The following is a 26,024-nucleotide window of genomic DNA, read 5'->3' as shown; positions in this document are numbered from 1 at the left end:
CGTGTCGTGCGGTGCGGCTCAGGCGCGGCCGCGGCGGGTACGGACCTCCTGCAGCCGCTCAGCGAGGATGTCCTCGAGCTCGGCGATGGAGCGCCGCTCCAGCAGCATGTCCCAGTGGGTACGCGGCGGCTTGGCCTTCTTCTGCTCCGGCTCGTTGCCGTCGACGAGTCGAGCGACGCTGCCGTCGAACTTGCATTCCCAGGTCGTCGGGACCTCGGCGTCGACGGCGAACGGCACCTCGAACTGGTGGCCCTTGGCACAGAGGTACTCGCGGGTCTGACGCGGCGCGAGCTCCGTGTTGCGGTCGGATTCATAGCTGACCGCGCCCAGGCGGCTTCCGCGCAGCATACGCTCGCCCATGATCGACTTCCCCTCGTTCGTGGTGCTGGTCTTCTGGGTGTAACGGTGCGTTCCCGCCCAGCCATTCCCGCCCGGGGGCGTGAGGCGTCCACGGGTGGGCCGGGACCAAGGGTAGCCGGCCAGGACGACCACCCCACCAGGTGATCCCCGGCCGGTTCGCAACGGTGGAGTGTTTCGGCTGCCACCGGGGATGTTAACCGCCCGAGTGCAGCGGAGGTTGCGATGGCCCATGACGTGCCGGTCGAGCGCGGTGCCCCGACCGAGCGGACGTTCTTCGGTCATCCCCGCGCACTGGCCACCCTTTTCCTCACCGAGATGTGGGAGCGGTTCAGCTTCTACGGCATGCGGGCGATCCTGGTGTTGTACCTCACGGCCGAGACCACCGACGACGGGCTGGGCCTGGGCGATTCCAGCGCCACCGCGGTCTACGGCACGTACAACGCGATGGTGTACCTGATGGCGCTGCCCGGCGGGTGGGTCGCCGACCGGCTGATCGGCGCCCGGCGCAGCGTGCTGTGGGGTGGGGTGGTGATCGCCGCCGGGCACTACGTGATGGCGGTGCCCACGCGGTGGAGCGTCTTCGCCGGGATGGCCCTCATCGTCCTCGGTACCGGCCTGCTGAAACCGAACATCTCCACCATGGTCGGCGCCCTGTACGACCGGGACTCCCCACGCCGCGACGCCGGCTTCTCGATCTTCTACATGGGCATCAACCTGGGCGCGTTCATCGCCCCGCTGATCACCGGCCTGCTCGGCGAGAAGATCAACTGGCATCTGGGGTTCGCCGTGGCCGCAGTCGGAATGACCTTCGGCGTGATCCAGTACGTGCTGGGCCGGCGCAACCTGGGCGACGCCGGGGACCGGCCGGCCGACCCGCTGCTGGGCGCGGACCGCCGCCGGGCGCTGACCCGCGTCGGCGTGGCGGTCGCGGCGCTCGTCGTACTCGTCGCCGCGCTCGCGCTGGCCGGACTGTTCACCATCGACTCGGTGGTCAACCTGCTCACCGCGGTCACCGTGCTGGTCACCATCGGCTACTTCGCCCGGATCATGACCGACCGGGAGCTCAGCACGACCGAGCGCAGCCGGATGAAGGCGTACCTGTGGCTGTTCGTGTTCGCCGCCGCGTTCTGGCTGATCTACGACCAGGCCGGGTCGGTGCTGAACATCTTCGCCGCCGAGCGCACCGACCGGAACGTCGCCGGCTTCACCTTCCCCGCGTCCTGGCTCCAGTCGGTCAACCCGATCCTGGTCATCATCGGCGCGCCGCTGTTCGCGCTGCTGTGGCTGCGGGTGGGCCACCGGGTGTCCACGCCGGTGAAGTTCGCCGTCGGTCTGGTGCTCAACGGCCTGTCGTTCGTGCTGATGGCCGCCGCCGCGCAGGCCGCCGTCGGCGGTGACCAGGTGTCCCCGTGGTGGCTGGTGGCGGTCTTCGCCCTCCAGGTCGCCGGTGAGCTGTCGCTGAGCCCGGTCGGCCTGTCGGCCACCACCAAGCTGGCGCCGGTGAAGTACGCCAGCCAGATGCTGGGGCTGTGGTTCCTCGCCACCGCCGTCGGCGACGCGATCGGCGGGCAGGTGGCCCGGCTCGCCGACACCTGGTCCGAGCCGACCTACTTCCTCACCTTCGGCCTGGCGTCGGTGGCGTTCGGGCTGGGCGCGGTGATGTTCGCCCGGCACATCCGCGCGCTGATGGCCGGCATCCACTGACCGGGCCTGAGCACCGGGCCGGGTCAGCGGGTGGCGTCGTCGGGAGTGGCGGCACCGAGCCTGGCCAGCGCCAGGGCCAGGTCGCTGACCTGGTCGCCGAGCTGCGCCACCCGCCGCTGGGCCAGGTCCCGGTCGGTCTCGGCGGCCTCCAGCCGTACCGTCAGGGCGCTGAGCCGGCCCTCGGCGGTGGCCGCGGCCTGCCGGGCGGCGCCCACCTCGGCGGCGAGCGCGTCGCGCTGCGCGGCCGTGGCGGCCAGTTCCGCGCGTAGCTGCGCGGCCAGCTCGGCCGCCTCCTGCCGGGCGTCGTCGGCCTCGCGGGCGGCGACCTGCGCGCGGTCGCGGGCCCGGTCGGCCTGCTCCCGGGCCCGAGCGGCGTCGGCGGCCTCGGTGCGGGTCCGCGCGGCGTCGGCGCGGGCCTGCTCGATCTGGCGCCGGACGTCCTGCACCTCGGCCTGCCACCGCTGCGCCCGCTCGGTCGCCTCGGCCGCGGCCCGGGTGGCCCGCTCGGCGTCGGCGCGCACCGCGTCGCGCTCGACGGTCAGGTCGGCCACCCGCTGCCGCTCGGTGTCATGGTGCGTACGCAGGTCGCGCAGGTCGTGTCGCGCCTGGTCGCGGTCCCGCTCGGCCTGGCTCCGCAGCGCCTCGGCCGCACTGGCGTCGTGGCGTGCCTGGTCGCGGGCGGCCTCGGCCTGCTGGGTCCGCTCGTCGGCCGCGCCGGCCTGCTGTACGGCCCGCTCGGCGCGCTGCCGGGCGTCCTCGGCGTCGGCCAGCGCGCCACGGGCCTGCTCACGGGCCCGGGCCGCGTCCGCCGCCGCGTCCTCGGCGTCGCCGCGGGCCTCATCGCGTTCGGCCTGCGCGGCGGCCACCTCGGTGGCTGCCTCGGCGCGGGCCTGGGCCAACTGCCGCTGCACACCCACCGGGGACAGCTCGGCGTGCAGGGACTCGGTCAACGTCTCGACGATCTGGTCGAGCCGGTCCACCGCCTCCCAGGTGCGGGCCACCTGCCCGGGTAGGCCGGGGGCGTTGCGGTGGCGCATCCGACTGTTGCGGGAGGCGCGCTGGCAGGCGCCGTCGTTGTCCCGGCAGTAGCGGAACGGTCGACCCGCGCCGACACGCTGTGGCACGGGCTGTCCACAGTGGGCACACGGGCGGGTTTCGGTGGGGGTGGGCTGGGCGTCCATCGAGGGCGAAGTCTAGTGCCGGGCAACTGACGGCGTCGCCGCGCCGTCAGCCGGCCGTCCGGGCGGTCGCGTCCAGGGTGTAGCGGCGTTGCAGCAGCAGCGCCGCGAGCATCGCCACGGCGGGCAGCAGCCCGAACCCGTAGCGGACCGCCGCGAGCGCCGCGTCCGGCTGGACCGGCGTCTGACCGGCCGTCGAGGCCACGAACCCGCCGACGGTCAGGCACAGGGCGTACGCGTACGGGCCGAGGGCCGCGCCGGTGGCCTCGGTGGCCGTCCACACCCCGGTGTAGGTGCCGGCGCCGGTCGTGTCGGCCGCGCGGATCACGTCGGGCAGCATCGAGAACGGCAGCAGCTGCATGCCGGCGAACGCCACCCCGAGCACCGCCACCGCGCCGATCAGCAGGGGCAGGCCGGCCGGTCGTCCCACCGCCAGCACCAGCGAGCCGGCCGCGAACGCGCTCTGCGCGCCGAGCAGCGCCCGCTGCTTGCCGACCCGGCGGGCCAGCACCAGCCAGGCCGGGGTCACCAGCAGGGCCGGCGCCACGAACGCGGCCACCAGCACCGTGGTCAGGCCGGGGGCGCGCAGCTCGTACTCGGCGTAGTAGGGCACCGCGGCCAGTACCAGATGGGTGGTGGTGGACATGGCCAGGTAGGCGGCGACCAGCCAGCGGAACTGCCGGTCGCGCAGCGCGGTGCGCAACGCCCGCCACCCGCCGTGCCCCGCCGGACCGGTCGCCGCCGCGGAGCCGCGCAGCCGGGCGATGCCGGCGACGCCGACCAGCATGGCGGCCAGCATCCCCACCGCCAGGACCACACCCATCCGCTGGTAGCCGGTGCGGGTCGCGGCGTCGCCGCCGGTCAGCAGGGGGGCCAGCAGCCCGGAGACGAGGATGCCCAGGGTCAGCACCACCATCCGGAACGCCATCAGCCGGGTGCGTTCGTGGTAGCCGATCCGCAGGTCGGCCGGGGTGGCCAGGTAGGGGACCTGGTAGGCGGCGAAGAGCAGGTTGCCGGCGACGAAGAACACCGCGACCCACGCGGCGGCCGGTGCGCCCGTCAGCCCGCCGGGCACCGCGAAGATCGCGGCGAACGCGAGCGGCAGGACGCAGCCGAGCAGCAGCAGTCGCCGCCGGTCGCCCCGGCGGGTCTGCTCCACGTCGGCGCGATGCCCGACCCACGGGTGCAGCAGCACGTCGGCGACCTTCGGCAACAGCAGCGCCAGACCGGCCAGCCACGGCTCGACGGCCAGCACGTCGGTGAGGAAGTAGAGCAGCAGCAGGCCGGGCACGGTCACCCAGACACCCATGCCGATCGAGCCGGCGGCGAAGCCGGCCAACGGGCCGCGGGACAGCGTCGCATCTGTGGCGGCAGCGGGCCGCCGGTCGAGCCCGGTCATCGCCGCATCCTCTCCAGGGCAGCAGCCCACCAATCCAACGGTTGATGGATTCTAGGGGCAGAATGGCGGCCATGACCATGCCCCAACGCCGTCCGGGTCGGCCCCGCCGGGACCAGAGCCGCCCGACCCGCGAGGTGGTGCTCAGCGCGGCCACCGCGCTCTTCGCGGAGCGCGGCTTCGACGCCGTCGGGCTCCGGGAGGTCGCTGCCGCCGCCGGCGTGGACGTCGCCACGGTCGCCCACCACACCGGTACGAAGGCGGCGCTCTACGACGCCTGCTTCGCGCGGGTCTTCAGCGCCGAACGGGAGGTCCTGACGCAGGCCGCCGAGCAGGCCCGATCGGCCCTCGACGCGGGGCCGGACGCGGCGCGACGCGCCCTGCACGACCTGGTCGACGTCTTCGTCGACTTCCTGGAGGACCGTCCGGAGACCACCGCGCTGTGGCTGCGACGCTGGCTGGAACCGCAGCGGCACGCCGAGCTCGACCAGCGCTACGCCGAGCCGCTGTACCGGCTGGTGACGGAGCTGCTCACCGCCGCGGCGGCGGCCGGCGCGCTGGTCGAACCGACACCGCACATCACGGTGCGAAGCCTGGTCTGGGCCGCACACGGGCACGTGGTGGCGCTGGCCTCGGGTGCGCCGGGCGCCCGGGAGCGGCGCGAGTTTCGGGTGTTCGTGCACCGCTTCCTGGACGGGCTGTACGGACCGGCGGGCTCTTGACGGGCCGCCCGCCCACGACGATTATCCATCGGACGTTGGATTAAGTGGGGGCAGCGATGGGCGTACCACCCAGGGTGGCGGTGATCGGCGCCGGCGCGGCCGGGCTCGCCGCCGTCAAGGCACTGCGAGACGCCGACGTGCCGACGGTCTGCTTCGAGGCCACCGACCAGGTCGGCGGCCTCTGGGTGTACGGAGCGCCCGATTCGCCCGCGTACCGCACGCTGCACCTGAACACCAGCCGCGGCCGCACCCAGTTCGCCGACCACCCGATGCCCGCCGACTGGCCCGACTACCCCGACCACCGCCGGATCGCCGGCTACCTGGCCGGATACGCCGACCGCTTCGGGCTGGGCGACACCATCCGCCTGCGCCACACCGTCGAGCGGGTCACCCGGGATCCCTCGGGCACCTGGACCGTGCGGGCGAGCGGACCGGACGGGCCGGTCGAGGTCACCGTCGAGGCCGTGGTGGTCGCCAACGGCCACAACCGGGTGCCCCGGCTGCCCAGCCCGCCGTACCCCGGCGCCAGCACCGCCGAACAGCTGCACAGCCACGACTACCGGGGCCCGGAACAACTGGCCGGCAAGCGGGTCCTGGTCGTCGGGGGCGGCAACTCCGCGATGGACATCGCGGTGGACGCCTCGTACGCGGCCACCCGCACCCTGCTGTCGCTGCGCCGGGGCGTGTGGGTGGTCCCGAAGTACCTGCTGGGCCGCCCCTCCGACACCCTCAACGGGGCGCTGGCCCGCCGGCTGCCGTGGCGACTACGCCAACGCATCAGCCAGACCATGCTCAGCACCACCGTCGGCAGTCCCGCCCGCTACGGGCTGCCCGCACCGACCCACGGCTTCCTCCAGGACCATCCGACGCTCTCCGACGGGCTGCTGTCCCGGCTGACCCACGGCGACATCGAGGCCCGCCCCGGCATCGCCACCCTCGACGGCGACCGGGTCGAGTTCACCGACGGCCGCAGCGACCCGGTCGACCTGATCATCTGGTGCACCGGCTACCGGGTGGAGATCCCGTTCCTCGACCCGGCGCTGCTGAACGAGGGCGCGGACACCCTGTCGCTGTACCGGCACGTGTTCCACCCCGACGCCCCCGGCCTGACCTTCGTCGGGCTGATGCAGTCCACCGGGTCCGCGTTCCCCCTGGTGGAGGCGCAGGCCAAGCTGGTCGCCGCGCAGCTCGCCGGCCGGTACGCGCTACCGGAGGCCGACCGGCAGCGGGCCGTCTGCCGCGCCGAGCTCCGCGCGGCGACCGCCCGCTGGGGTCAGCGCCGACCGGCGATGCGGGTGGACTTCGACGTCTACCTGGCCGAGGTGACCCGGGAGCTGACCGCCGGCGCCCGCCGCGCGCGCCCGACCGCACCGCGCGGTGGCGGTCCCGACGCCACCGCGCCGGTCGGAGCCGGACGGTGACCGGGCTGACCGGCCGCCGGGTGCTGGTGACCGGGGCGAGCGGCACGTTCGGCCGTCACCTCGGCGCCGCGCTGAACGCCGCCGGCGCCCGGGTGGTCGGGCTGGACCTGCACGCGCGACCCGACGACGACCTGCCGGTGCTCGGCTGCGACCTGACCGACCCAGCCGCCGTGCCGCCGGCGGTGCGGGCTGCCGTCGACCGGCTCGGCGGGCTGGACCTGCTGGTCAACAACGCCGGGGTCGGTGGCCCCGCCCCGGCCGAGCTGCCGCCCGATGAGATGGTCCGCCGGCAGCTCGAGGTCAACCTGCTGGCCGCCTGGCGGACCACCGCCGCGGCGCTGCCCGCACTGCTCGCCACACGGGGACGGGTGATCTTCGTGTCCAGTCGGATGGCGGTGCTGCCGCTGCCGCTCGCCGCCGCGTACGGGGTGAGCAAGCGGGCGCTGGTCGCGTACGCCGACGCACTGCGCCACGAGGTGGGCACCCACGTCGGGGTGAGCGTCGTCTACCCGAGCATGGTGGCCTCACCGATCCACGACAGCACCGCCGAGGCCGGCCTGTCCCTGCAGGGGGTGTCCCGGCCGGAGCCCGTCGAGGGGGTGGTCGCGGCGATCCTGCGCGCCGCCACCGCCCGGCGGGCACCCCGGGACGTGGCGACCACCGCGCGTGGCCGGCTGGAGATGGCCGTCGGCCGGCACGCGCCAGCGCTGGCCGACCGGCTGGTACGTCGTACCCTCGCCGCCCGGCTCGCCGCCGGCGACCTGGACGCCGCGCCGCTGGCCGCCGGCATGCTGCGCCGGCACCGCGACCCGGGCAACTGACCGTACCGCCGGCTCAGGGGGTGGCGACGGCGGCGCGGGAGCGGTCGGTGGCGATCCGGACGGCCAGCGCGGCCAACGCCGTGCCGGTCACCCAGCGCTGCACCCGCAGCCACAGCGGCCGGCGGGCGAAGAACCCGGCGAGGGAGCCGGCGCTGAGCACGATCAGCGCATTCACAGTCAGCGCGACGGTGATCTGGGTCAGGCCGAGCAGCAGGCTCTGCGCCGCCAGGTGCCCCCGCGCCGGGTCGATGAACTGCGGCAGCAGCGAGACGTAGAGGATGGCGATCTTCGGGTTCAGCAGGTTGGTGACCAGGCCCATGGTGAACAGCCGTCGCGGCTGGTCCGGGGGCAGCGGCGCGGGCGTGAACGGGGACTGCCCACCCGGGCGCAGCGTCCGCCAGGCCAGCCAGAGCAGATAGCCGGCCCCGGCCAGCTTCACCGCCGCGTACAGCGTCGGCACCAGAACGAAGACGGTGGCCAGCCCGGCGACCGCCGCCGCCAGGTAGACGCCGAACCCGGCGGCCACCCCGAGCAGCGAGATCAGCCCGGCCCGGCGGCCCTGCGCCACCGAGCGGGAGATCAGGTAGACCATGTTCGGGCCGGGTGTGAGCACCAGCCCCAAGGCCACCAACGCGATGCCCAGCAGTGCAGCCGTACCCACCATGACGCCCCCCGTTCACCGATACCCGCACCGACCGTAGGCCGGGCGGGCACCCCGGCCCAGGGCCACCTGCCAGACCGTGGCCTGCCGTTCGAACCGGTCTTTCGGTCCGAACGCACCCCCGACGGAGACCGACGGGAATGGTCACGGGCCCGACCGCGCTGTCCGTTGCGGGGCGCGCCACCGTCCGGAGGCGGCGCGTTACGGTGGCCAGGGAGGTGCCGCAGGGTGACTGAAGCGTGGGACGCGGCCGTGGAGGCGCAGATCCGGGGAGCCGTGCAACGCGGCGAGTTCGATGACCTGCCCGGCATGGGCAAGCCCATCCCCGGCCGAGGGATGCCGTACGACGAGTCGTGGTGGATCAAGAGCTTCCTGGAGCGCGAGAAGCTGCCCAGCGACCTGCTGCTGCCCACCCCGCTGCAACTACGCCGGCGCATCGAACAGGTGCCCGACGAGGTCCGCGACCTGCCCACCGAGCAGTCCGTCCGGGACTTCGTGGGGAACCTGAACGCACAGATCGTGGCCTGGCTGCGCAACCCGGACGGCCCCCGGGTCGTGGTGCGGCCGGTGAACGCCGACGAGGTGGTCCGCCGCTGGCGCGCCGAGCACACCCCGCCCGCCACCAGGGCACCCGCCGCCACGCCGGCGCCCGCCGTTGCACCGGCCCGCCGGTCCCGGTGGGCGTGGCTGCCGTGGCGCCGCCGGGCGACCTGAACCGCCAGCGGCGGGTCAGCCTGACCAGCACCGTCACGGCAGACTGTGCGGATGCGAATCGAGCTGCCCGCGATGGTTACCACTTCTGCGCCGGGCCTCGTCCTACGCCCCTGGCGAGACGACGACCTGGACGCCCTGCTGGAGGCGTACCGGGATCCGGTGCTGCAACGGTGGACCCAGAACCCGGTGACCACCGTCGACGAGGGGCGGCAGTGGCTGGAGCAGGCCCGGCAGGACTGGGACGACGGCCGGCGGTTCACCTTCGCCGCGCTGGAGGACGGCGCGGACGGTCCACGGCTGGTGGCGTGCGTGGTGCTCAAGGGGGTCGCGCCCGGACGCCCGGTGGCCGAGGTGGGCTACTGGACGGCGGCGTGGGCGCGCGGTAGGGGCGTCGCCCCGCGCGCGGTCATCGCACTCAGCCGGTGGGCGTTCGACCGGTTCACCGGGTTGGCGCGCCTCGACCTGCTGCACCAGGTGGACAACCCGGCCTCCTGCCGGGTGGCGGAGAAGTGCGGCTACCTCTTCCAGGAGGTGCTGCCGGCGTACCCGCCGTTCCCGCGCGACGGTCACCGGCACTCGTTGGCCGCCCCCTCAGTGAGCTGAGGCTCGTTCAGTCCAGCGCGGCGCGCCAACTCCACGAGGTGCGCCGCGCCCGGCCGGGCAGCTCACCGCGCCCGGTCATCCACAGCAGCACCTCGGGCGCGGCGCCGGCCGGGGCGTCCGGGAACAGTCGCCGCAGCACCAGCGTGCTCAGCCGGTGCGGCGGCAGCCACGGCACGCCGAGGCCGAGGGTGATGTCGTGCGTGTGCAACAGGGTCTCCGCCACTCCCATGGCGGCGAAGCCGGCCGGGTCGCACGGGCCGAAGTGCCAGGCCCGGGTCTCCGGCGAGGCGGCGTCGACCGCGGCGGCGAGCAGGCCGGCGCAGGCCCGGACAACCGTCAGCACCTGCGCCGGGCTCGCGTCGGGGGAGACCCGCAGGTCGTACGGCAGGTAGGCGTCGTCGGGTCGGCCGGTGACCTGGCCGGCGTACCCGAGCAGGTCGTGTGCCACGTGGGCGGCGGTGGTCCAGCAGGTCCAGCGCAGCGTGCCGGCCGGCACCGACCAGTCCCGGTCCCGGTGCGGACCCAGGACCCGGGTCATCTCGTCGGCCGCGTCGCGTACGTCGGCGCCGTCCATGGCTGGCATCCGTCGAGCCTCGCAGCGCCCGCCGGTCACCGCAACGCGATTCGACGCGCGGTTGCAGGGCAGCCCGTTCGCCCGGGGCCGGCCACACTCCGACCCCGGGCGAACGGCTCAGCTGCGCGCGGGTGACCACCCGTTGGCGACGAGCCGGGAGGCGTCACCGCCTTCGCCCTGGAAGAGCACGCCGTACCGGTCCGCCGCCACGACCCGGTCGACGTAGACGCCACGCCCCTGGCCGGAGCCGTCTGTGCTGCTGCTCCACCGCAGGTGGGTGGCCTGGTCGGGCAGCGCCACCGAGACCTGCCACCACACCCGGCCCCCGTAGCCGGTGACCGTGCCGTCGGCGGTCCACCGTCGGCCGGCGTCGCGTAGCTGCATGGTCGCCGGCGCCCAGGTCTGCCCGCCGTCGTTGGAGACCTCGAACCGCGCGCTGTCGTAGCGGGGCTCGGTGTCGTACCAGAGCAGGAAGCTCGCCGTCGCGCCCCGCGCGGGCCGGCGCAGCGGCGCCGTGAGCGTGCTCGTCGCGGAGTCGCGTGGGTCGGCCCGCCAGGCGCTGGCCGAGCGCGGTCGCACCGGCATCGCCTCGGCGAGGTCACGCGCGACGGCCCGGCGGGCGACGTTGTTGCTGCCCCAGCCCCGGTCCGGGTGAACCCGGTTGCTCAGCATGACGACGAACGAGTGGGAGAGCGGGTCGATGACGATCGACGTTCCGGTGAAGCCGGTATGCCCGAAGGCCACCGGCGAGGAGAGCCCCATCATGTACCAGTGCTTGTTCAGCTCGAAGCCGAGCCCGCGGTCGCTCTCCGGGTAGGCCGACTCCAGCGGCGCGTTGTAGTTGACCAGCATCGTGCGCACCGTTTCCGAGCGCAGGATCCGCCGACCGCGGTACTCGCCACCGTTGAGCAGTGACTGGCAGAGGACGGCCAGGTCCGTTGCCGTGGAGAAGACCCCGGCGTGCCCGGCCACCCCGCCGAGGGACCAGGCGTTCTCGTCGTGCACCTCACCCCAGACCATGCCGCGCCCGGCGTACGGCTGGTACTCGGTCGCGGCGATCCGCGACCGCCGCTCCGGGCCCGGGTTGTAGCCGGTGTCGGTCATGCCCAGCGGCCCGGTCACGCCGTCGCGGACCAGCTCGGCCAGCGGCCGACCGGTCACCCGTTCCACCAGTACGCCCAGCGCGATCAGCCCGAGGTCCGAGTAGACGTACTGGGAGCCGGGTGTCGCCCCGGCCGCGAGGGGCGTGGCGAGGGTGGCGGCGAACCGTTCGGCCGGCGTCGGGTACCTGCTCCACAGCGCCGTGAACGCGGGCAGCCCCGACGTGTGGGTGAGCAGCATCCGGACGGTGACCGTCGCCTTGCCGCCAGCGGCGAACTCCGGGACGTACCGGGCGACCGGCGCGTCCAGCTCCACCCGCCCCCGCTCCACCTGCTGCATGGTGACGATCGTGGTGAACAGCTTCGACACCGACGCCAGGTCGAAGATGGTGTCGGGACGGGTCGCGATCTGCTGGTCGGCAGGGAGTTCCACGCCGACCAGGCCGGGCGGCGGCCCGACGGAGGCGTACTTCACCGCGCTGCCCACGGCGGCGTGCTCCACGATCACGCCGTCCTTCGCGGCCAGGACCACCGCGCCCGCGTACATCGGGTATCCGGGATGGTCGGGCGTCGGCTGGAGGTACGCCGCCAGGTCGGCGGGCAGGCGATCCACCTGGTCGGGGAGCAGGCCGACCTGGCGGGCGCTGCCGCGCCGCAGCGTGTCGTGTCGGAAGTGGATGTCGGCGGGCGTGACGGTCGGCGGTCCCGACGGGGCCGGGGGTGACGCGGCAACCGCGGCGGCGGCCGGCAGCGTCGTGCCCAGGACCACCAGGGCCAGGCCGAGCGCGAGTGAGCGGAGCGGACGACGGATCGACCTGGTCATGACCGCACTCCTCAGTAGAGCAGGTAGGGCCGGCGTTGCCGGTTGAAGGTGGCCAGCTCGTCGGCCCAGGCGCCGACGACGTCGTCCACGTCGGCTCCGGCGTCGATCTGGGTACGCAGTCGCGGCGAGCCGGTGAGCTTGTCGATCCAGTACGGGCGCACGGTGTCCCACGAGTCGCGTCGCCAGGCGAACGCCGGGTACTTGTGCGCCTCCACCAGCATCGCCACGCCGGTGCGGATCGGGTCGTACACGGCCCGGTCGACGACCTTGACCTCCACGCCTGCGCAGAGCTTGTTGAGCAGGTCCGGCTTCTGCCCGGCCGAGGTCGGCGAGAAGTACGCCTCGCGGAACTCGACTCCGGGCAGGTTCCGGGCGTTGAGCCGGTCACCCCAGTGGTGGTCGAAGTCGGTCGCCAGCCCGCCGATCAGCTCGAACGGGCGGCACGTGCCGCGCCCCTCGGTGATCGACGCGACGCCCTCGAACAGCCCGGTACCCGGGTAGACCAGCGCGGTGTCCGGGGTGGGCATGTTCGGACTGGGCATCACCCAGGGCACGTCGGTGTCGGCGGCGAGGTCGTCGCGCTTCCAGTGCCGGCACCGCACCACGTGCAGGTCGACCGGTCGCCCCGCCTCGGTTGGCAGGAACGTGGCGTTGAAGAACCGGGCCAGCTCCCCGACGGTCATCCCGTGCTGCTGGATGATCTCCTTCAGACCCACACCCGAGGTGTACGGCGTGGTCATCATCGGCCCGTAGGCCCGCCCGCCGATCGGGTTGGGCCGGTCCAGCACGACGTAGCGTTTGCCGACCCGCGCCGCCGCGACCATCGAGGTGTACATCGTCCAGATGTAGGTGTAGAAGCGGACCCCGACGTCCTGGATGTCGAAGACCACCGTGTCCACCCCGGCCTCGGTGAACATGGCTTCCCACCGGGCCTGCGAGGCGCCGTACGCGTCGTACACCGTGATGCCGGTGCGGGCGTCGACGCCATTTCCCTCGCTGCCGCCGGCCTGCGCGGAGCCCCGGAAGCCGTGCTCGGGGCCGAACGCCGCGACCAGCTGGACCCGACCCGAGCCGTGCATCAGGTCGACGAGGTGCCGGTACGCCGCGTCGACGCCGGTCGGGTTGGAGACGACGCCCACCCGCTGGCCGGCGAGGTCGGCGAACCCGGAGGACACCAACTCGTCGAGACCGGTGCGGACCCGACGGCCACGGGAGCTGGCCGCCGCCGGTGCCAGGGCACCGACGCCGAGCGCTCCCGCGCTCGCCCCCAGCGCGCCCGTACCGACCGCGCCGACAAGGAAATTCCTCCGCTGCATTGGGTTGCCTCCTACCAGCTCAGACCGTGGCCGTAGGGGTAGAGCACGGAGCCCGCCCCCTCGGCCGTGGGGATCGTGACGGGCAGCCGCCCGCTCGGGGACAGCTCGCCGTGCAGCGCGCGGACGAGTGCGTCCATCGCCGCCCGGGTGTACGAGTAGGTCGCCAGGTAGGTGGTCACGCCCGGCAGGTACGCGATGTCGTAGGGGTCTCGGACGGCCACGACGACCACCGGCTTGCCGGTGCCGAGCAGCGCCGCGACGAGGCGCTGCTGGGTGGCGCGCGGGTCGGTGACAGTGGTGTCCCACGCCTTGTTCACCAGCACGACGGTGAGGTCGTGCTCGGCGGCCTGGGCGGCTGTCGCGGCGATCACCGCGTCGGAGGGCAGCGTCGCCGGTCGAGCGGTGGCTCGGGCGCCGCGGGCGGTGAACCCGTCGGCGACCGTCGCGACCGGGGCGAAGGCGGCGCTGTCCCAGCCGGTGACCAGCACCGACCGGTCGGTGCGGGGCAGCGGCAGTACGTCGGCGTCGTTGCGGACGGCGGTGAGCGTCGGGTCGGTGACCCGGGCGACGGCGGCGAGGTGCTCCGGCGCGCCGACCGTGCGTACCGCCTGCTCGACGTCGACCAGCGGTGAGCGGGCCAGCCCCTGGCGGTACTTCATGCCGAGGATGCGCCGGACCGACTCGTCGATCCGTCGCTCGGTGAGCTCGCCGGCGGCGACGGCCCGCAGCACCGCGTCCCGGGCCAGCGCGAGGTCCGGCGGCATCAGGAGCTGGTCGGCGCCGGCCTTGAGCGCCAGTACGGGTACCCGCTCGTCGCCGTACTTCGCGCGCACGCCAGCCATGTTCAGCGCGTCGGTGACGATGACGCCCCGGAAGCCGAGTTCACCGCGCAGCACACCGGTGAGGATCGTCGGCGACAACGTCGCCGGGTCGCCGGAGGGGTCGAGCGCGGGGACCACGATGTGCGCGGTCATGATCGATTCGACGCCGGCCTTGATCGCCCGCCGGAACGGTGGCGCGTCGATCCGGTCCCACTCCGCGCGGCTGTGGTTGATCACCGGCAGGCCGGTGTGGCTGTCGGTGGCCGTGTCGCCGTGCCCGGGGAAGTGCTTCGCCACGGCGGTGACCCGAGCCCGGTCCTGGAAGCCGGTGACCTGGGCGGCGGTGAGGTCAGCCACCAGGGTGGGGTCGGCGCCGAAGGACCGGACGCCGATCACCGGGTTACCCGGGTTGACGTTGACGTCGGCGATCGGCGCGTACGGCTGGCGGATGCCGACCGCGCGCAGCTCCCGCCCGGTGATCTCCGCCGCCGTCCGGGCGGCCTCGGGGGACCGCGCGGCACCAAGCGCCATCGACCCGGGGAACTGGGCGGCGGGGGAGGGCATCCGTACCACCGCGCCCTGCTCCTGGTCGGTGGAGATGAGCAGGGGCACGCGGCCCTTCGACCGGTCGCCGAGCGCGGCTTGCTGAAGTCCGTTGGAGAGGGTCGCGATCTGGCGAGGACTGTCCAGGTTGTGCGACCAGGAGAAGTAGCAGACGCCGCCGAGGTGGTACCGGCCGATGACCTCGGCCGGCGTTTCGACGCCGAACGCGGCCCGGTTCGCGGCGCGGTCGGCGGCCGTGGGTGCGGTGGCGTCTGAGCCGTAGACGTAGGTGGCGAAGAGCTGCCCGACCTTCTGCTCCAGGCTCATGTGCCGCAGCGTGGAGGTGACCCAGCCGTGCTCGGCCGACGGGGGGTGTGCCGGTGCGGCCGAGGCCTGGGCGGGCAGGAGGGCGAGCGCGGTCGCCAGTGTGGTCACCCAGGTAGCTGCGGGAGTGAGTCGAGTCTGCATAGACGGCGGCCTCTCAGTCCGGGTGGCTGAAACTTAGCTACGCGTCTGCCGCACGTCAAGAAGGTAAGTTGCAAGATCGGGCGGTCACCCGGCTCGCGGGCGCGGATACCGGCGAGGTTGGCGACGGCCCCGCCGGCATGGCCCGACGTTCGCAGCGGTTCGCGGTCGACTACTCGCGCACTGGCCCCAACGCCTCGGTAGCGTTGCGGATGCCGGCGCGGATCACCTCGCTGTACGGGTCGTCCGGCAGCCGCCCGACGAAGCGCTCGGCCAGGGCCAGGTGTTCCCGGGCCCGGGCGGTGTTGCCCAGGCGGCGGTGGTCGTCGGCGAGGTTGAGGTGCAGCGACGGCAGGAAGTTGTGGACCTGAATCGAGTGGTGGTACTGCTGGGCCCGTTCGTCGGTGAGGTCGGAGACCGCGGCCAGGGCACGCTCGTCCCAGCCGAGTTCAGCTTCGGTGGTGTCCTGGAGGTCGGCCAGGTAGTGCGCGAGGGTGCAGCGGTGGAAGGCGTCGCCGGCTTCGCCGATCTGATCCCAGAGCGCGGTGAGCGCCTCCCTGGCCTGCGCGCGCTGGCCTGAGCGGCCCAGCTCCACCGCGGCGACGATGCTCGCCATCGTCTCGTCGGGTGCGGCTTGTTCGTTCTGGATGTCCATGCCGCGACCCTGGGGCCTCGACCTACCCGAGGGTCAAAATCCCTGCTCGTAAACCCGGTGCCGTGGCGGCGCCAGGGCAGATTGCAGAGGATTTCGGCTCGGGCGACGGCTTCGGGATAATGCCGCCGTGCGCTACCTGATCCCTCACCCCGACGCAATGGCCGATCTCGACGATCTCGACATCGCGCTGTACGACGGCACTCAGCCCATGGCCGAGAACCTGGACGACGTCGAGTTCTATGCGATCCCGTACGGGATTATCGATCCGCGCCTTTGCGAGCCGATCGCCCGGATGCCCCGGCTCACAGTGGTGCAGACCGTGACCGCCGGCTACGACCACATCCTGCCGTTCCTGCGGCCCGGCCTGATCCTGGCCAATGGCCGGGGCGTGCATGACGCGGCCACCGCCGAGCTGGCCGTGGCACTCACCCTGGCCGCCCGGCGCCGGCTGCCGGACTTCGTCCGGGCGGGGGGCGAGGGCCGCTGGGCCTCGGGCTGGTCGACCGGGCTGGCTGACGCCCGGGTGCTGATCGTCGGGTACGGCTCGATCGGCGCCGCGATCGAGCGCCGGCTGGTGGGGTTCGAGGTGGAGATCAGCCGGGTGGCCCGGAGCGCCCGCCCCGGCGTGAGGCCGATTTCCGAAATTGCGGAACTGTTGCCACACGCCGATGTTGTCATCCTGGCCACCCCGCTGACCCCGGAGACCGCAGGCCTGGTCGACAAGGATTTCCTCGCCAGGATGGCCGACGGCGCCTTGCTGGTGAACGTGGCGAGGGGCGGGGTGGTGGACTCCGAGGCGCTGCTCGCCGAACTCGACGCGGGCCGGCTGCACGCTGCCCTGGACGTCACCGAACCCGAGCCACTGCCCACCGATCACCCACTGTGGTCCGCGCCGAACGTCCTGATCAGCCCGCACGTCGGCGGCCTGACCGCCGCGATGGCACCCCGGGCCCGCCGGCTGCTGGTCGACCAGGTACGGCGGTACGCGGCGGGCAAGCCGCTCGAGAACGTCGTTGTCGGGCCGTAACTTTCGGTCCCGGCGGCGGGCCAATTCCGGTGCTTCCGCCAGAGACGTCGGGCCTTGCCGATGAGTTGCGGTGGCACCATCCGCTTGGTTCGCGACGAGCGCAAAACCCCCTGCACCGCGCACGGGGTGCGGCTTACCCTGCGCACCATGTTCCCTCCAGTGAAGATCATCTCCGGCGGGTTGGAGATTCGTGAGTTCGGGCCGCAGGATGCCTTATCTGTGGCGGCATTTGTGGCGACCGGGGATCGCACGGCACTGCCGCCAGGCTTCCCTGAGGCGGTCGCTGACGTGGACGAGTGGCTGGCGGACAAGGTGCATCAGCGGCGTTTGGGCGGCGAGGGCGTACACCTGGCGATAGTGGAGCGGGCCACCGGCCGGATTGTCGGCAGTACCGGGTTGCGGGACACCGACTGGCAGGCTGGTCGCACCGAGATCGGTTACGGAATACACATCAGTCAGCGAGGTCGCGGCTATGCGACCGAGGCGGCCCGGGCGGTTGGACGGTGGGCGCTTACCGACGGCGGGATGCGGCGGGTTCAGTTGCACTCCCGCGTCGACAACGTGGCGTCCCTGCGGGTGGCCGAAAAGGCCGGGTACCAGCGGGAGAGCACACTGCGGATGCCCGAGCAGGAGGGGCGCGAGGCTTATGACCTGGCCAGTTTTTCGATGATCGCCGAGGCAACCGCCGACAACCATCCGAAGGCCGACTAGGGGAGCGCGGATCTGCCGACGCGCTGGCAAGCTGCTCAGCTCGCCAGCGCGTCGTGCGGCCTTACACCCGCTGCCATGATGACGACGGGTGTTACTTCTCGTCCGTCCCGCTGATGGACTCCTGAAAGACGTCCGCGTGGGTGCGCGAGTCCTTGACCAGGTCGTCGCAGAAGGCGGCGACGTCGGTGCCGATGAGTTCCAGAACCCCCTTTCCGGCCGCGGCACCCTCCTCGAAAAAGTCGACGATTCCGGCGAGCAGGCGCCCATCAAAAAGGTCGACCGGGCCGACCTTGAACAGGTACCTCTGCATCTCCTTGTAGACGATCTGGTAGTCCGGCGGGAGCGCCTTGACCCGAGCCACGTGCGCCCGCCACTGCTTCTTGCCCTCGATGATGTCCTGGATGCCCACGTCAGCCTCCTAGCCGGCCCAATTTCCTTGCAACGTTCCTGTTCAACTGCTCGCGCCACCGGTCGCGATAGGTACGGGCACCCTCTCCGCCGGCCAACGCCGTACAAAAGCCGGGGATGTCGTCGCCGAGCACCTCGTGGATGCTCTGCCCGTCCGCCGATGCTTCTTCAAGCAGCCCCAGGGCGGCGTCGAGGATCGGCATCAGGTTGCGACCTGTGAAGCCCGTGTAGGGGAAGAGGTTGCCCTTGATCTGTTCCCATGCCGCCTGGTAGTCGGCCGGCAATGCCTCTGCCCGGGCTTCGAACACCTTCCATTCCCTGGTGAGATCGCTGCCTGTGATGGTCTCCCAGAAGCTCATCGCCCGCCCTCCTTGAGCCTGTCGATGCGTGATGAGACGTACTGCCATTTCGCCCAGAACATCGCGAGTTCCTTGCGCCCGGCGTCGTTGAGCGCATAGAACTTGCGCGGCGGGCCCACCTCGGATGGTCGCTTCGTCACCTGGACGAGTCCGTTCCTCTCCAGTCGCAGCAGGATGGTGTACACCGTCCCCTCGACGACGTCGGCGAAGCCGAGCTCGTTCAGCCGACGCGTGATGGCGTACCCGTAGGTCTCCTCGCCGCCGATGATTTCGAGCACGCAGCCCTCGAGCGTGCCCTTCAGCATCTCTGTCAGGTCGTCCATCGCGGCTCCTCTTCGACCCTCCGGTACCTCGTACTACCGAGTACCACTATACGGTACCACCGAGTAGTGCGTCCAGGTGCTCCCGACCAGCCGCGCCTTCTTGTACGTGCGCGGGCTCAATGCCGGCACGCGCGAGGCAAGCTGCCACAGCCCGCCTGGCGAACGGCCCGGTGTCAGCGGCTTCGCCGATCAGAAATCCTCCGTCACGTCGTCAGTTCTGTTAGCCTCTCGCACCGGTGGAAGGATTGATGACCATGACCGACGCCAGACTGCTGGGCGCCGACGAGGCCGCGTTCATCGCGGCGGCCCGCTCAGACGACACGGCGCGGTTTGCACTCATTACGGAGCGCCACCAGCGTGAGCTGCAGGTGCACTGCTACCGGATGCTCGCGAACTACGAGGACGCCCAGGACATGACGCAGGAGACGTTCCTGCGAGCGTGGAACAAGCGGGCGTCGTTCAAGGGCCACGCGGCCCTGCGGACCTGGCTGTACCGGATCGCGACGAACGCCTGCCTCGACTTCCTGGAGAAGCGCAACGACCGCACACCCGTACCGTCCGAGCTGGCGGACGTCGGCTCCGAGGTGCTCTACCTGCAGCCGTACCCGGACCGGATGCTCCCCGAGGACCCGCAGGAATCGGTGGTGGCGCGGGAAACGATCGAGCTGGCGTTCATCGTCGCCGTCCAGCACCTGCCGCCGCGGCAGCGGGCGGTGTTCATCCTGCGCGACGTCCTCGGCTGGCCGGCGGCGAAGGCCGCCGACGCCCTCGAGCTGACCGTCGCATCGGTGACCAGCGCACTGCAGCGGGCCCGTGTGACGATGCGCGAGCAGCTGCCCGACCGCCGCCTCGACTGGCGGAGACCCGCCACCCACGAGCTGTCGAATGACGAGCGCGGCGTGGTGAAGTTGTATATCGACGCCCATGAGCGCAACGACCTCGACGGGCTGATGGCCCTGCTGCGCGACGACCTGCGCTTCGTGATGCTGCCCGAGGCGGGCACCTCGGTCATCACGGCCAAGGACGCGGTGGACGGCTGGGTCTCCAATGGGCTCTTCCAGCCCGGCTACGACGACTGGCGCTGTATCACCACGACGATCAACCGCATGCCCGCCGCCGTGCTGTACCTCCGCACCCCCAACGACCCAAAGTACCGGTTATTCAACATCGCGGTCCTGCACATCGTCGACGGGAAGATCGCCGAGCTCACCGGATTCGACGCCACCGACAAACCATGGCTGGACCTGCCCCCGACACTGTGATCACACAAGTCCCCATCGTCGACGAGTCCAGCGCACGGGCCGGCATCACCGAAGTCACTGCGGAATGAGCACCCCGACCAGCTGAACACCAACGCGACAACGCGAACACCACCGCCCCGCCGGCGTTGCCGGCGGGGCGGCGTTATGCCCGAAGAACATCGTCACAATCAACGACGCCGTCGTCCTCATCTCCAGCAAGTCGGTCAACATCTGACTGGAACGCAAGGAAGGGCCCGGGGAAGGTTCCCTCATAGCCGAGGGTCACGGTCAGCACGTCAGGAAGGATTTCGACCCGGCCTCACGAGCCGAGCAGCTGGCCCGTGCTCATCGCCTCGTCTCGTATCGGGTCAGCACTACGCCGCCGGAAAAAGTCCGCGTCTCCACGAGGTTCAGGTTCACCCAGCTGTCCAGCGCGGTGAAGAACGGCGTGCCGCCGCCCACCAGGACCGGGTGGGTGACCAGGGCGTATTCGTCGATCAGCCCGGCCCGCATGGCCGCCCCGGCAAGCGTCGCGCCGACGATGTCCATCGGGCCGCCGTCCTCGGCCTTGAGCCGGGTGATCTCGGCGACCGCGTCGCCGGTGACCAGGCGCGTGTTCCAGTCGACCGTCCTGGGCGTCGAGGAGAACACCACCTTCGGCATGTCCCGCCAGCGGCGGGCGAACTCGATCTCCGCCTGTGTGGCGCCGGGCTGCTGGTCGGCGGTCGGCCAGTGGGAACTCATCGCCTCCCACAGCTTGCGCCCATACAGCGCCAGGCCAGTCGCCCCCACCCGGTCGGACCACCACTGGAACAGCTCGTCGCTCGACGACGAGTCCGGTCCCTCACCCCCACTCCAGCCGAGGTCGTCGCCGGGCGCGGCGATGTAGCCGTCCAGGGTCACATTCATGCCAAAGGTCAGTTTCCGCATCATGCCAGCCTCTCGTGAGTCGTTCTTATACGTACAGACGGGCGCGGCGCGGAAACCTAATCGGGTGCGCGATCTGCGTCCGGCAGGTAGTCCTCGCGTTCCGGACTCGGCACGGCGTACTCGGCTGGGCTCGAGCAGCACCCACCGGATCTCGATTTGGCAGCGGCGCACCCAGGGCCAGCTCTGCCCGACCGCTGCTGCCGTCTGCGCGGACGGGAAGGCCTTCCACGGCCACCTGCAACAGCGGCTGTCTGCTTTCGCAGAGGCGTTGCGCCCGTACTCGCGGCCGGGCTCGATGTCCTTAACGGGCATCAGTTCTCCGGCTGGTCGGGGTCGCGCAGCGGGCGCAGCTGTGGCCCGTCGCCCGGCTTGGGGAAGCTGTAGCGGCCCAGCATGTTGATGTGCGCGTACCCGAGCGGGGAAAGGCGGGCGGCGTCACACCCCAATGTGGACCCGGCCCTGGTCGCTAGCCAAGATCACCGTTAGCGCCAATTTCGGCGTGAATCTTCCTCAACCCCGGGTTCGGAAACCCCGCGGACGGATTGCCGGATAACCGGTAACGATAATCCGGCAATCCATCCGCTCAAATGGGGCATAACAGCAGCACATCATAATGACAGTTCTTGTGCGTAAGGGTTCAGGCTGGTGTATCAGCGGCCGCGGTGCTCCGAGAACGGGGCGATCCACTGTGGGCGGGAGGCAGAACTGCCCGGCTCCGACCGGGAGGCGCAGGAGATCTGCCGGGCTGGCGGTGGCGTGTTCTGGAGCAGGGCGACTGGCTGAGGTGTGGTTACGCCGAGCTCTGTTCTTTGTTCGGGGTTCCCGCTTGGCTGCGTCGGCGGTATCTGCCGGGAGCGGTGCCGTACTCCCGCTTGAAGGCGTTTGCGAAGGCGAATTCCGAGGTGTAGCCGGTCTGGGTGGCCACCTCGCTAAGTGGGGCGTCGGATCCGTGGAGCAGCCGTGCCGCGGTGGTCATGCGCCACCAGGTCAGATAGGTGAGGGGTGGTTGGCCGATCATGGCGGTGAATCGCTTGGAGAAGGCCGCGCGGGACAGTCTTGCCTGTGCGGCCAGTGTCTCGACCGTCCAGTGGTGTGCGGGGTCGCGGTGGATGGCATGCAGCGCGGCGCTGATCGCCGGGTCGGCCAGTGCCGCGGACCAGCCGGTGACGGTGCCCCGCTCGGGTTGCTCGTCGAACCAGGCTCGCAGGATGTAGAGGAGCAGCATGTCGAGCAGGGCGGGCACGATGGTGTCGGCGCCGAGACGGGGGCGATTGAGTTCGCTGCCGAGCAGGTCGACGGCGGCGCGGACTTCGGCGCGGTGCCCGAGCCGGGCGGGCAGGTGGACCATGCCGGGTAGGTCGTCCAGCAGCGGATGAGCCCGGGCCGGGTCGAGCCGATATCCGCCGCAGAGCGTCACGGTGGGGGTGCCGTGCACAGGCTGACCGATGGACGCTGAGGCGTAGAGGTCGGCCTCTTCAAGCGGATCGCAGTCGGGTTCGGCCAGCGAGGTGGCGGGGTTGTCGGCCAGGCCGTATCCGTGCCCGTGGGGGAAGAACACCACGTCGCCGACGCCCAGCGCGATGGGTGCGCCGCCGTCGGGCGGGGTGAGCCAGCACGACCCCTGCAGGATCACTTGAAAGCCCGCCGAGCCGGGGGCGGAGGGGAAGCGCTGTCCCCAGGGAGCGTGCCATTGGACGCGCGCTGAACGGGGCCGTCCGGTGCGCATGATGGCGATCACATCGCTGAGCACATCCACCGGTCGAGTCTATCGCTGACATTCCGCGAAGACGTTTGCGTATGAATCAGAGATTTCTGCGCATAGGAAGTCTCCTGCGCTCCTCGTACGGTGGATCGCAAGAGAAGTGATCAACCCCGCGGCCGTGAGCCGGGGCCGAGACAACTTGGAAGAGGCACCGTCATGGCACGGCGACACAAGATTGTGGTTACTGGGGCGACCGGCACGGTCGGCCGACAGGTTGTGACTCAGCTGATGGACGCGGGAATCGAGGTTCGGGCGTTGGCCCGCGATCCCGAATCGGCGGTCCTGCCGCCCGGCGTCCAGGTCATGCGCGGTGACCTGTCCGAGCCAGACACCCTGCATGCGCCCATGGCCGGGGTCGAGGCGGCGTTCCTGGTCTGGCCTTTTGCCACGGCTGAGGGCGTGTCCGCAGTCCTGGATGTGGTCGCCGAGCACACCGGTCGCGTGGTCTACCTTTCGTCGGCGGCCGTACGCGACCACGAACAGCAGGTCGAGCATTTGATCAAGCGGTCCGGGCTGGAGTGGACGTTCCTACGGCCCCACGTCTTCGCGGCCAACACCCTCAGGTGGACCGAGCAGATCCGCACCGAGGGCATCGTGCGCGCGCCCTACGGGGCGGCCGTCATGCCCCCGCTGCACGAGCGCGACATCGCCGCCGTCGCGGTACGCGCACTCACCGGCGACGGGCACGCAGGAGCGATCTATGAGCTGACCGGTCCTGAATCACTCACCCAGGCCGACCAGGTGCGCATCATCGGTGAGGTGATCGGCCGCCCGGTGCGCTGGGTCGAGGCCGCACCGGACACTGCGCGGCAGCAGATGCTAGCCCAGGGCTGGCCGCCCGCGGCCGTTGACGGCGTCCTCCAGGCCCAGTCCGAGTTGGTGACGGAGCCGAGGCCGGTCACCTCCACGGTGCAGGAGGTCATCGGAGCGCCGGCGCGCACGTTCCGGACCTGGGTGACCGACCACGCCAGCGCTTTCCGCGACACCATGAAGGCCGCACGTATCCACCAGTACGGCGATGCCGGCATCATCCGTTACGAAGAGGTGCTGCGGCCGGTGCCCGAGCCGGACCAGGTACTCATCCGGGTCGCCGCGGCCTCCTACAACCCCTCCGATGCCGCGCTCCGATCAGGGTTCCTGCAGGCCGTGCTGCCGGTCGACCTGCCATACACCCTCGGCTTCGATGTCTCCGGCACGATCACCGAGACCGGCAGCGATGTCAGCTCCTTCACCGTGGGCGACCGGGTGGTTGGCCGCCTCGACTACGGCGGGGCGTCGGCCGAGTACGTCGTCGCCGCCGCCGGCACCCTGGTCAAAGCACCCACCACCATCCCGTTGGCTGACGCCGCCGCGATCCCGGTCGCCGCGCTCACCGCCTGGCAGGCGCTGCATGAGCATGCCCATCCCACTGCGGGACAGCGTGTCCTGATCAACGGCGCCGGCGGAGGCGTCGGTGTCTTCGCCGTCCAACTCGCCAAGCACACCGGAGCAACAGTGATCGCCACGGCCAGCGGCCGCAGCGCTGCCGCGGTCCGCACCTACGGCGCCGACCAGATCATCGACTACACTCGCACACCCCTCGCCGACGCGCTCGACGGCCAGGTCGACGCCGTCATCAACCTCGCCGCGATCAGTCCCGAGGCGGCTGCGGAGCTTGTTCCCCTGGTCCGGCCCGGCGGCATCATCGTCTCGATCGCCACGCCGGTCGATCCGCCAGCCACCGCGCAGGTCACCGCCGTCCACTTTGTCGCCCGCAACGACATCGAACAGCTCGCCGGGATCGTCGAGCTCATCGACATGGGCGCGCTCACTGTCGGCGTCACCGAGTCCCACCCGCTGTCCGCCCTCGCGCTCGTCCACCGCAGGGGCGAGGCGGGGCAGACCCACGGCAAGATCACCATCATCCCCTGAGCGCCGAACTCGCGGCACCGGTCCTGGGCATGGGGATGACCATGCCCAGGACCCCACTCCGGGACCGATACCACCATGCGCCGGATGAGGCCGTCTTCCGACCGCCAACGGTCGGCGCGGCCTGCCCCTGTAGCGACGACGGAGGACCCCGTCATGACCTCAATCCAAGCGCCGCTGGTTGTCGGGTGGTCTCTGGCGGCAGCGAACGGTTACTTGGAAGTCAGCAGCTGCGTCAGCCGATCCAGTCCGCCCCTGATCAGCTGCGCGTACTCGTCATCGCCAAGCGCGCCGATCCCAGTCTGCGCGAGCTGGAGGTGCTCCCGGGCGCGGCCGAGATCGCCGAGCTTGCGGTAGCACTCAGCCAGGTTGAGGTGCAACGACGGATACAAGCCAGCCACGGGCAGCATTACCCCGGCCTCTGCCACCCGAAACTCCGTGAGCTGGTCGGCCGCCGTCAGCGCCCGTTGGTCCCAAACCAACTCCTCGTGGACATCGTCCTGCACGTCAGCCATCGCGTGCGCGAGGACGCACACGTGCAACGGATCGCCCTGCTCCCCGTTGATCTCATCCCAGATCTGCGCGAACAGGTGGCGAGCGGCCTCACGCTGGCCTCGACCATGGTGCAGCTCCACCCCCTGGCCGATGCGGACGAGCGTTGGATCGGTGATCATCGGCGGCTCCTTCACTGGCTCAACTCGCGACGGTGCCATGGTTCGTATCCGCGCGGACACCCCAGATCGCCACCTCGGCCAGGTAGACGCGGGTGCGTCCCTCGTGTGCGGAGCGTCAGGACTCGGCTGTGGTGTAGGTCGCGATGATGACGCCGGTGGTCGTCACCTGGCTCCCGGTGAGCCGCAGCCGCCGGAGCGTGCCGTCCTCGGGGAAGATGCGCTTGCCGCCGCCGACGAGGACCGGCTCGATGAAGATGCGGAGCTCGTCAACGAGGTTGTGCTCGATGAGAGTCCTGGTCAGCTGGGAGCTGCCGACGACGTGCAGGGCACCGCCGTCTTCCTGCTTCAGCGACGCCACGGCCTTGGCGACGTCGCCCTGAAGGACCGTGGAGTTCTGCCACGCGAGCGGTTCGGTGAGCGTCGTCGAGGCGACGTATTTCGGCCGGTTGTTGAGCACCTCGGCGAGCGTGGCGAGTTCGGCGGGAGCGGTCGGCCAGAACGACGCGAAGATCTCGTACGTGCGGCGGCCGAACAGGAAAGCACCGGTCTCGACCGTGGTCTTGGTGACCCAGTTCGTCGTGATGTCGTCCATGTGGGGCATGTGCCAGCCGCCGTGCTGGAAGCCGCCGTCGCTGTCCTCCCCGTCGTAGCCGGGGGCCTGGACGACCCCGTCGAGGGTCATCCATTCGTCCGCGATCAATTTCCGCATGTCGGTCTCCAACGGGTCGCTTGCGCTGCGCGGCCAGCTGCCGGCCGCCAGCACCGTCGCCGCCACATTCTGCCGAACAACCGATGACGTCGATG

Annotated in this window: 27 protein-coding genes; 10 read left to right on the top strand and 17 right to left on the bottom strand. The window is 71.4% G+C overall.

Annotated elements, in window-relative coordinates; all coding sequences use genetic code 11:
* Positions 1–18: 18 nt before the first annotated feature.
* On the bottom strand, positions 19–360 hold the full coding sequence (locus tag OG990_RS11415) for an RNA polymerase-binding protein RbpA (protein WP_007460094.1): 342 nt from the start codon (positions 358–360) through the stop codon (positions 19–21).
* 222 nt (positions 361–582) lie between these two features.
* Here OG990_RS11415 and OG990_RS11410 point away from each other — a divergent pair, with 222 nt between their 5' ends.
* On the top strand, positions 583–2,064 hold the full coding sequence (locus tag OG990_RS11410; protein ID WP_406080332.1) for a peptide MFS transporter: 1,482 nt from the start codon (positions 583–585) through the stop codon (positions 2,062–2,064).
* Positions 2,065–2,087: 23 nt separating this feature from the next.
* On the opposite strand, the gene OG990_RS11405 is transcribed toward OG990_RS11410, so the two are convergent.
* Together OG990_RS11405 and OG990_RS11400 are read right to left on the bottom strand one after the other, a co-directional pair.
* The gene (locus OG990_RS11405; protein WP_406080331.1) at positions 2,088–3,245 is read right to left on the bottom strand and encodes a hypothetical protein; all 1,158 of its coding nucleotides are present in this window, start codon (positions 3,243–3,245) and stop codon (positions 2,088–2,090) included.
* A 46-nt stretch (positions 3,246–3,291) separates the two neighbouring features.
* Positions 3,292–4,641, bottom strand: coding sequence for an MFS transporter (locus tag OG990_RS11400; RefSeq protein WP_406080330.1), 1,350 nt, complete (start codon positions 4,639–4,641; stop codon positions 3,292–3,294).
* 77 nt (positions 4,642–4,718) lie between these two features.
* Here OG990_RS11400 and OG990_RS11395 point away from each other — a divergent pair, with 77 nt between their 5' ends.
* Genes OG990_RS11395 through OG990_RS11385 form a run of 3 tightly spaced genes read left to right on the top strand, consistent with a single transcriptional unit; the run spans position 4,719 to position 7,602 of the window.
* Positions 4,719–5,360 carry a TetR/AcrR family transcriptional regulator gene (locus tag OG990_RS11395; protein ID WP_406081726.1) on the top strand — a complete coding sequence of 214 codons (642 nt, stop codon included), beginning with the start codon at positions 4,719–4,721 and terminating at the stop codon, positions 5,358–5,360.
* 56 nt (positions 5,361–5,416) lie between these two features.
* Positions 5,417–6,781, top strand: a complete 1,365-nt coding sequence (locus OG990_RS11390; RefSeq protein WP_406080329.1) for a flavin-containing monooxygenase — start codon at positions 5,417–5,419, stop codon at positions 6,779–6,781.
* Positions 6,778–7,602: an SDR family NAD(P)-dependent oxidoreductase gene (locus OG990_RS11385; protein WP_406080327.1), complete on the top strand. Its 825-nt coding sequence runs from the start codon at positions 6,778–6,780 to the stop codon at positions 7,600–7,602. The genes OG990_RS11390 and OG990_RS11385 overlap by 4 nt, the downstream gene beginning before the upstream one ends.
* A gap of 13 nt (positions 7,603–7,615) precedes the next feature.
* Here OG990_RS11385 and OG990_RS11380 read toward each other — a convergent pair whose 3' ends face one another.
* The gene (locus tag OG990_RS11380; RefSeq protein WP_328416748.1) at positions 7,616–8,266 is read right to left on the bottom strand and encodes a LysE family translocator; all 651 of its coding nucleotides are present in this window, start codon (positions 8,264–8,266) and stop codon (positions 7,616–7,618) included.
* Between the two features lie 225 nt (positions 8,267–8,491).
* Here OG990_RS11380 and OG990_RS11375 point away from each other — a divergent pair, with 225 nt between their 5' ends.
* Positions 8,492–8,977: a DUF1992 domain-containing protein gene (locus OG990_RS11375; RefSeq protein WP_328416746.1), complete on the top strand. Its 486-nt coding sequence runs from the start codon at positions 8,492–8,494 to the stop codon at positions 8,975–8,977.
* Between the two features lie 51 nt (positions 8,978–9,028).
* The gene (locus OG990_RS11370; RefSeq protein WP_406080326.1) at positions 9,029–9,580 is read left to right on the top strand and encodes a GNAT family N-acetyltransferase; all 552 of its coding nucleotides are present in this window, start codon (positions 9,029–9,031) and stop codon (positions 9,578–9,580) included.
* Between the two features lie 7 nt (positions 9,581–9,587).
* On the opposite strand, the gene OG990_RS11365 is transcribed toward OG990_RS11370, so the two are convergent.
* The 5 genes from OG990_RS11365 to OG990_RS11345 all read right to left on the bottom strand — a co-directional run bounded on the left by OG990_RS11365 (position 9,588) and on the right by OG990_RS11345 (position 15,877).
* A complete protein-coding gene (locus OG990_RS11365) occupies positions 9,588–10,154 on the bottom strand; it encodes a maleylpyruvate isomerase N-terminal domain-containing protein (RefSeq protein WP_406081724.1) in 567 nt (188 codons plus the stop codon).
* Positions 10,155–10,271: 117 nt separating this feature from the next.
* Entirely contained in the window at positions 10,272–12,077 is a 1,806-nt protein-coding gene (locus tag OG990_RS11360) for a serine hydrolase (protein WP_406080324.1), read from the bottom strand.
* 11 nt (positions 12,078–12,088) lie between these two features.
* Positions 12,089–13,393, bottom strand: a complete 1,305-nt coding sequence (locus tag OG990_RS11355) for an exo-beta-N-acetylmuramidase NamZ domain-containing protein (RefSeq protein ID WP_386991335.1) — start codon at positions 13,391–13,393, stop codon at positions 12,089–12,091.
* A gap of 11 nt (positions 13,394–13,404) precedes the next feature.
* A complete protein-coding gene (locus OG990_RS11350) occupies positions 13,405–15,192 on the bottom strand; it encodes a glycoside hydrolase family 3 protein (protein WP_406080322.1) in 1,788 nt (595 codons plus the stop codon).
* 202 nt (positions 15,193–15,394) lie between these two features.
* Positions 15,395–15,877 (bottom strand): hypothetical protein, encoded by a 483-nt coding sequence (locus OG990_RS11345; RefSeq protein ID WP_406080321.1) that lies wholly within the window; start codon positions 15,875–15,877, stop codon positions 15,395–15,397.
* 157 nt (positions 15,878–16,034) lie between these two features.
* On the opposite strand from OG990_RS11345, the gene OG990_RS11340 reads away from it, so the two are divergent.
* Positions 16,035–16,904, top strand: a complete 870-nt coding sequence (locus tag OG990_RS11340) for a 2-hydroxyacid dehydrogenase (protein WP_406081722.1) — start codon at positions 16,035–16,037, stop codon at positions 16,902–16,904.
* 159 nt (positions 16,905–17,063) lie between these two features.
* Positions 17,064–17,615 carry a GNAT family N-acetyltransferase gene (locus OG990_RS11335; protein WP_406080319.1) on the top strand — a complete coding sequence of 184 codons (552 nt, stop codon included), beginning with the start codon at positions 17,064–17,066 and terminating at the stop codon, positions 17,613–17,615.
* 91 nt (positions 17,616–17,706) lie between these two features.
* Here the strand turns inward: OG990_RS11335 and OG990_RS11330 are convergent, their stop codons facing one another.
* From OG990_RS11330 to OG990_RS11320, 3 genes are read right to left on the bottom strand one after another with little or no spacing between them, the layout of a single operon-like run.
* Entirely contained in the window at positions 17,707–18,024 is a 318-nt protein-coding gene (locus OG990_RS11330; protein ID WP_328416732.1) for a DUF1048 domain-containing protein, read from the bottom strand.
* A 1-nt stretch (position 18,025) separates the two neighbouring features.
* The gene (locus OG990_RS11325) at positions 18,026–18,382 is read right to left on the bottom strand and encodes a DUF1048 domain-containing protein (RefSeq protein ID WP_386991345.1); all 357 of its coding nucleotides are present in this window, start codon (positions 18,380–18,382) and stop codon (positions 18,026–18,028) included.
* A complete protein-coding gene (locus OG990_RS11320) occupies positions 18,379–18,705 on the bottom strand; it encodes a PadR family transcriptional regulator (RefSeq protein ID WP_406080317.1) in 327 nt (108 codons plus the stop codon). The genes OG990_RS11325 and OG990_RS11320 overlap by 4 nt, the downstream gene beginning before the upstream one ends.
* 254 nt (positions 18,706–18,959) lie before the next feature.
* Here OG990_RS11320 and OG990_RS11315 point away from each other — a divergent pair, with 254 nt between their 5' ends.
* Entirely contained in the window at positions 18,960–19,967 is a 1,008-nt protein-coding gene (locus tag OG990_RS11315) for an RNA polymerase subunit sigma-70 (protein WP_386991347.1), read from the top strand.
* 324 nt (positions 19,968–20,291) lie between these two features.
* Here the strand turns inward: OG990_RS11315 and OG990_RS11310 are convergent, their stop codons facing one another.
* From OG990_RS11310 to OG990_RS11300, 3 genes are all read right to left on the bottom strand, one after another.
* A complete protein-coding gene (locus OG990_RS11310) occupies positions 20,292–20,855 on the bottom strand; it encodes a dihydrofolate reductase family protein (protein ID WP_406080316.1) in 564 nt (187 codons plus the stop codon).
* 332 nt (positions 20,856–21,187) lie between these two features.
* Positions 21,188–21,322 carry a hypothetical protein gene (locus OG990_RS11305; protein WP_406081996.1) on the bottom strand — a complete coding sequence of 45 codons (135 nt, stop codon included), beginning with the start codon at positions 21,320–21,322 and terminating at the stop codon, positions 21,188–21,190.
* Positions 21,323–21,666: 344 nt separating this feature from the next.
* On the bottom strand, positions 21,667–22,632 hold the full coding sequence (locus OG990_RS11300; protein WP_406080314.1) for an AraC family transcriptional regulator: 966 nt from the start codon (positions 22,630–22,632) through the stop codon (positions 21,667–21,669).
* A gap of 162 nt (positions 22,633–22,794) precedes the next feature.
* Between OG990_RS11300 and OG990_RS11295 the strand changes: the two genes are divergently transcribed.
* Positions 22,795–24,549, top strand: a complete 1,755-nt coding sequence (locus tag OG990_RS11295) for an NAD(P)H-binding protein (protein WP_406080313.1) — start codon at positions 22,795–22,797, stop codon at positions 24,547–24,549.
* Positions 24,550–24,758: 209 nt separating this feature from the next.
* Here OG990_RS11295 and OG990_RS11290 read toward each other — a convergent pair whose 3' ends face one another.
* Entirely contained in the window at positions 24,759–25,220 is a 462-nt protein-coding gene (locus tag OG990_RS11290) for a hypothetical protein (RefSeq protein WP_406080311.1), read from the bottom strand.
* Positions 25,221–25,335: 115 nt separating this feature from the next.
* Entirely contained in the window at positions 25,336–25,983 is a 648-nt protein-coding gene (locus tag OG990_RS11285; protein WP_406080310.1) for a dihydrofolate reductase family protein, read from the bottom strand.
* Positions 25,984–26,024: the final 41 nt, after the last annotated feature.

Origin of the sequence: Micromonospora sp. NBC_00858 (assembly GCF_045207365.1) — a bacterium.
In the GTDB taxonomy this organism is placed as follows: Bacteria; Actinomycetota; Actinomycetes; order Mycobacteriales; family Micromonosporaceae; genus Micromonospora.
Note: the sequence above shows the minus strand (reverse complement) of the source record. Positions and strands in the feature narration are given on the sequence as shown.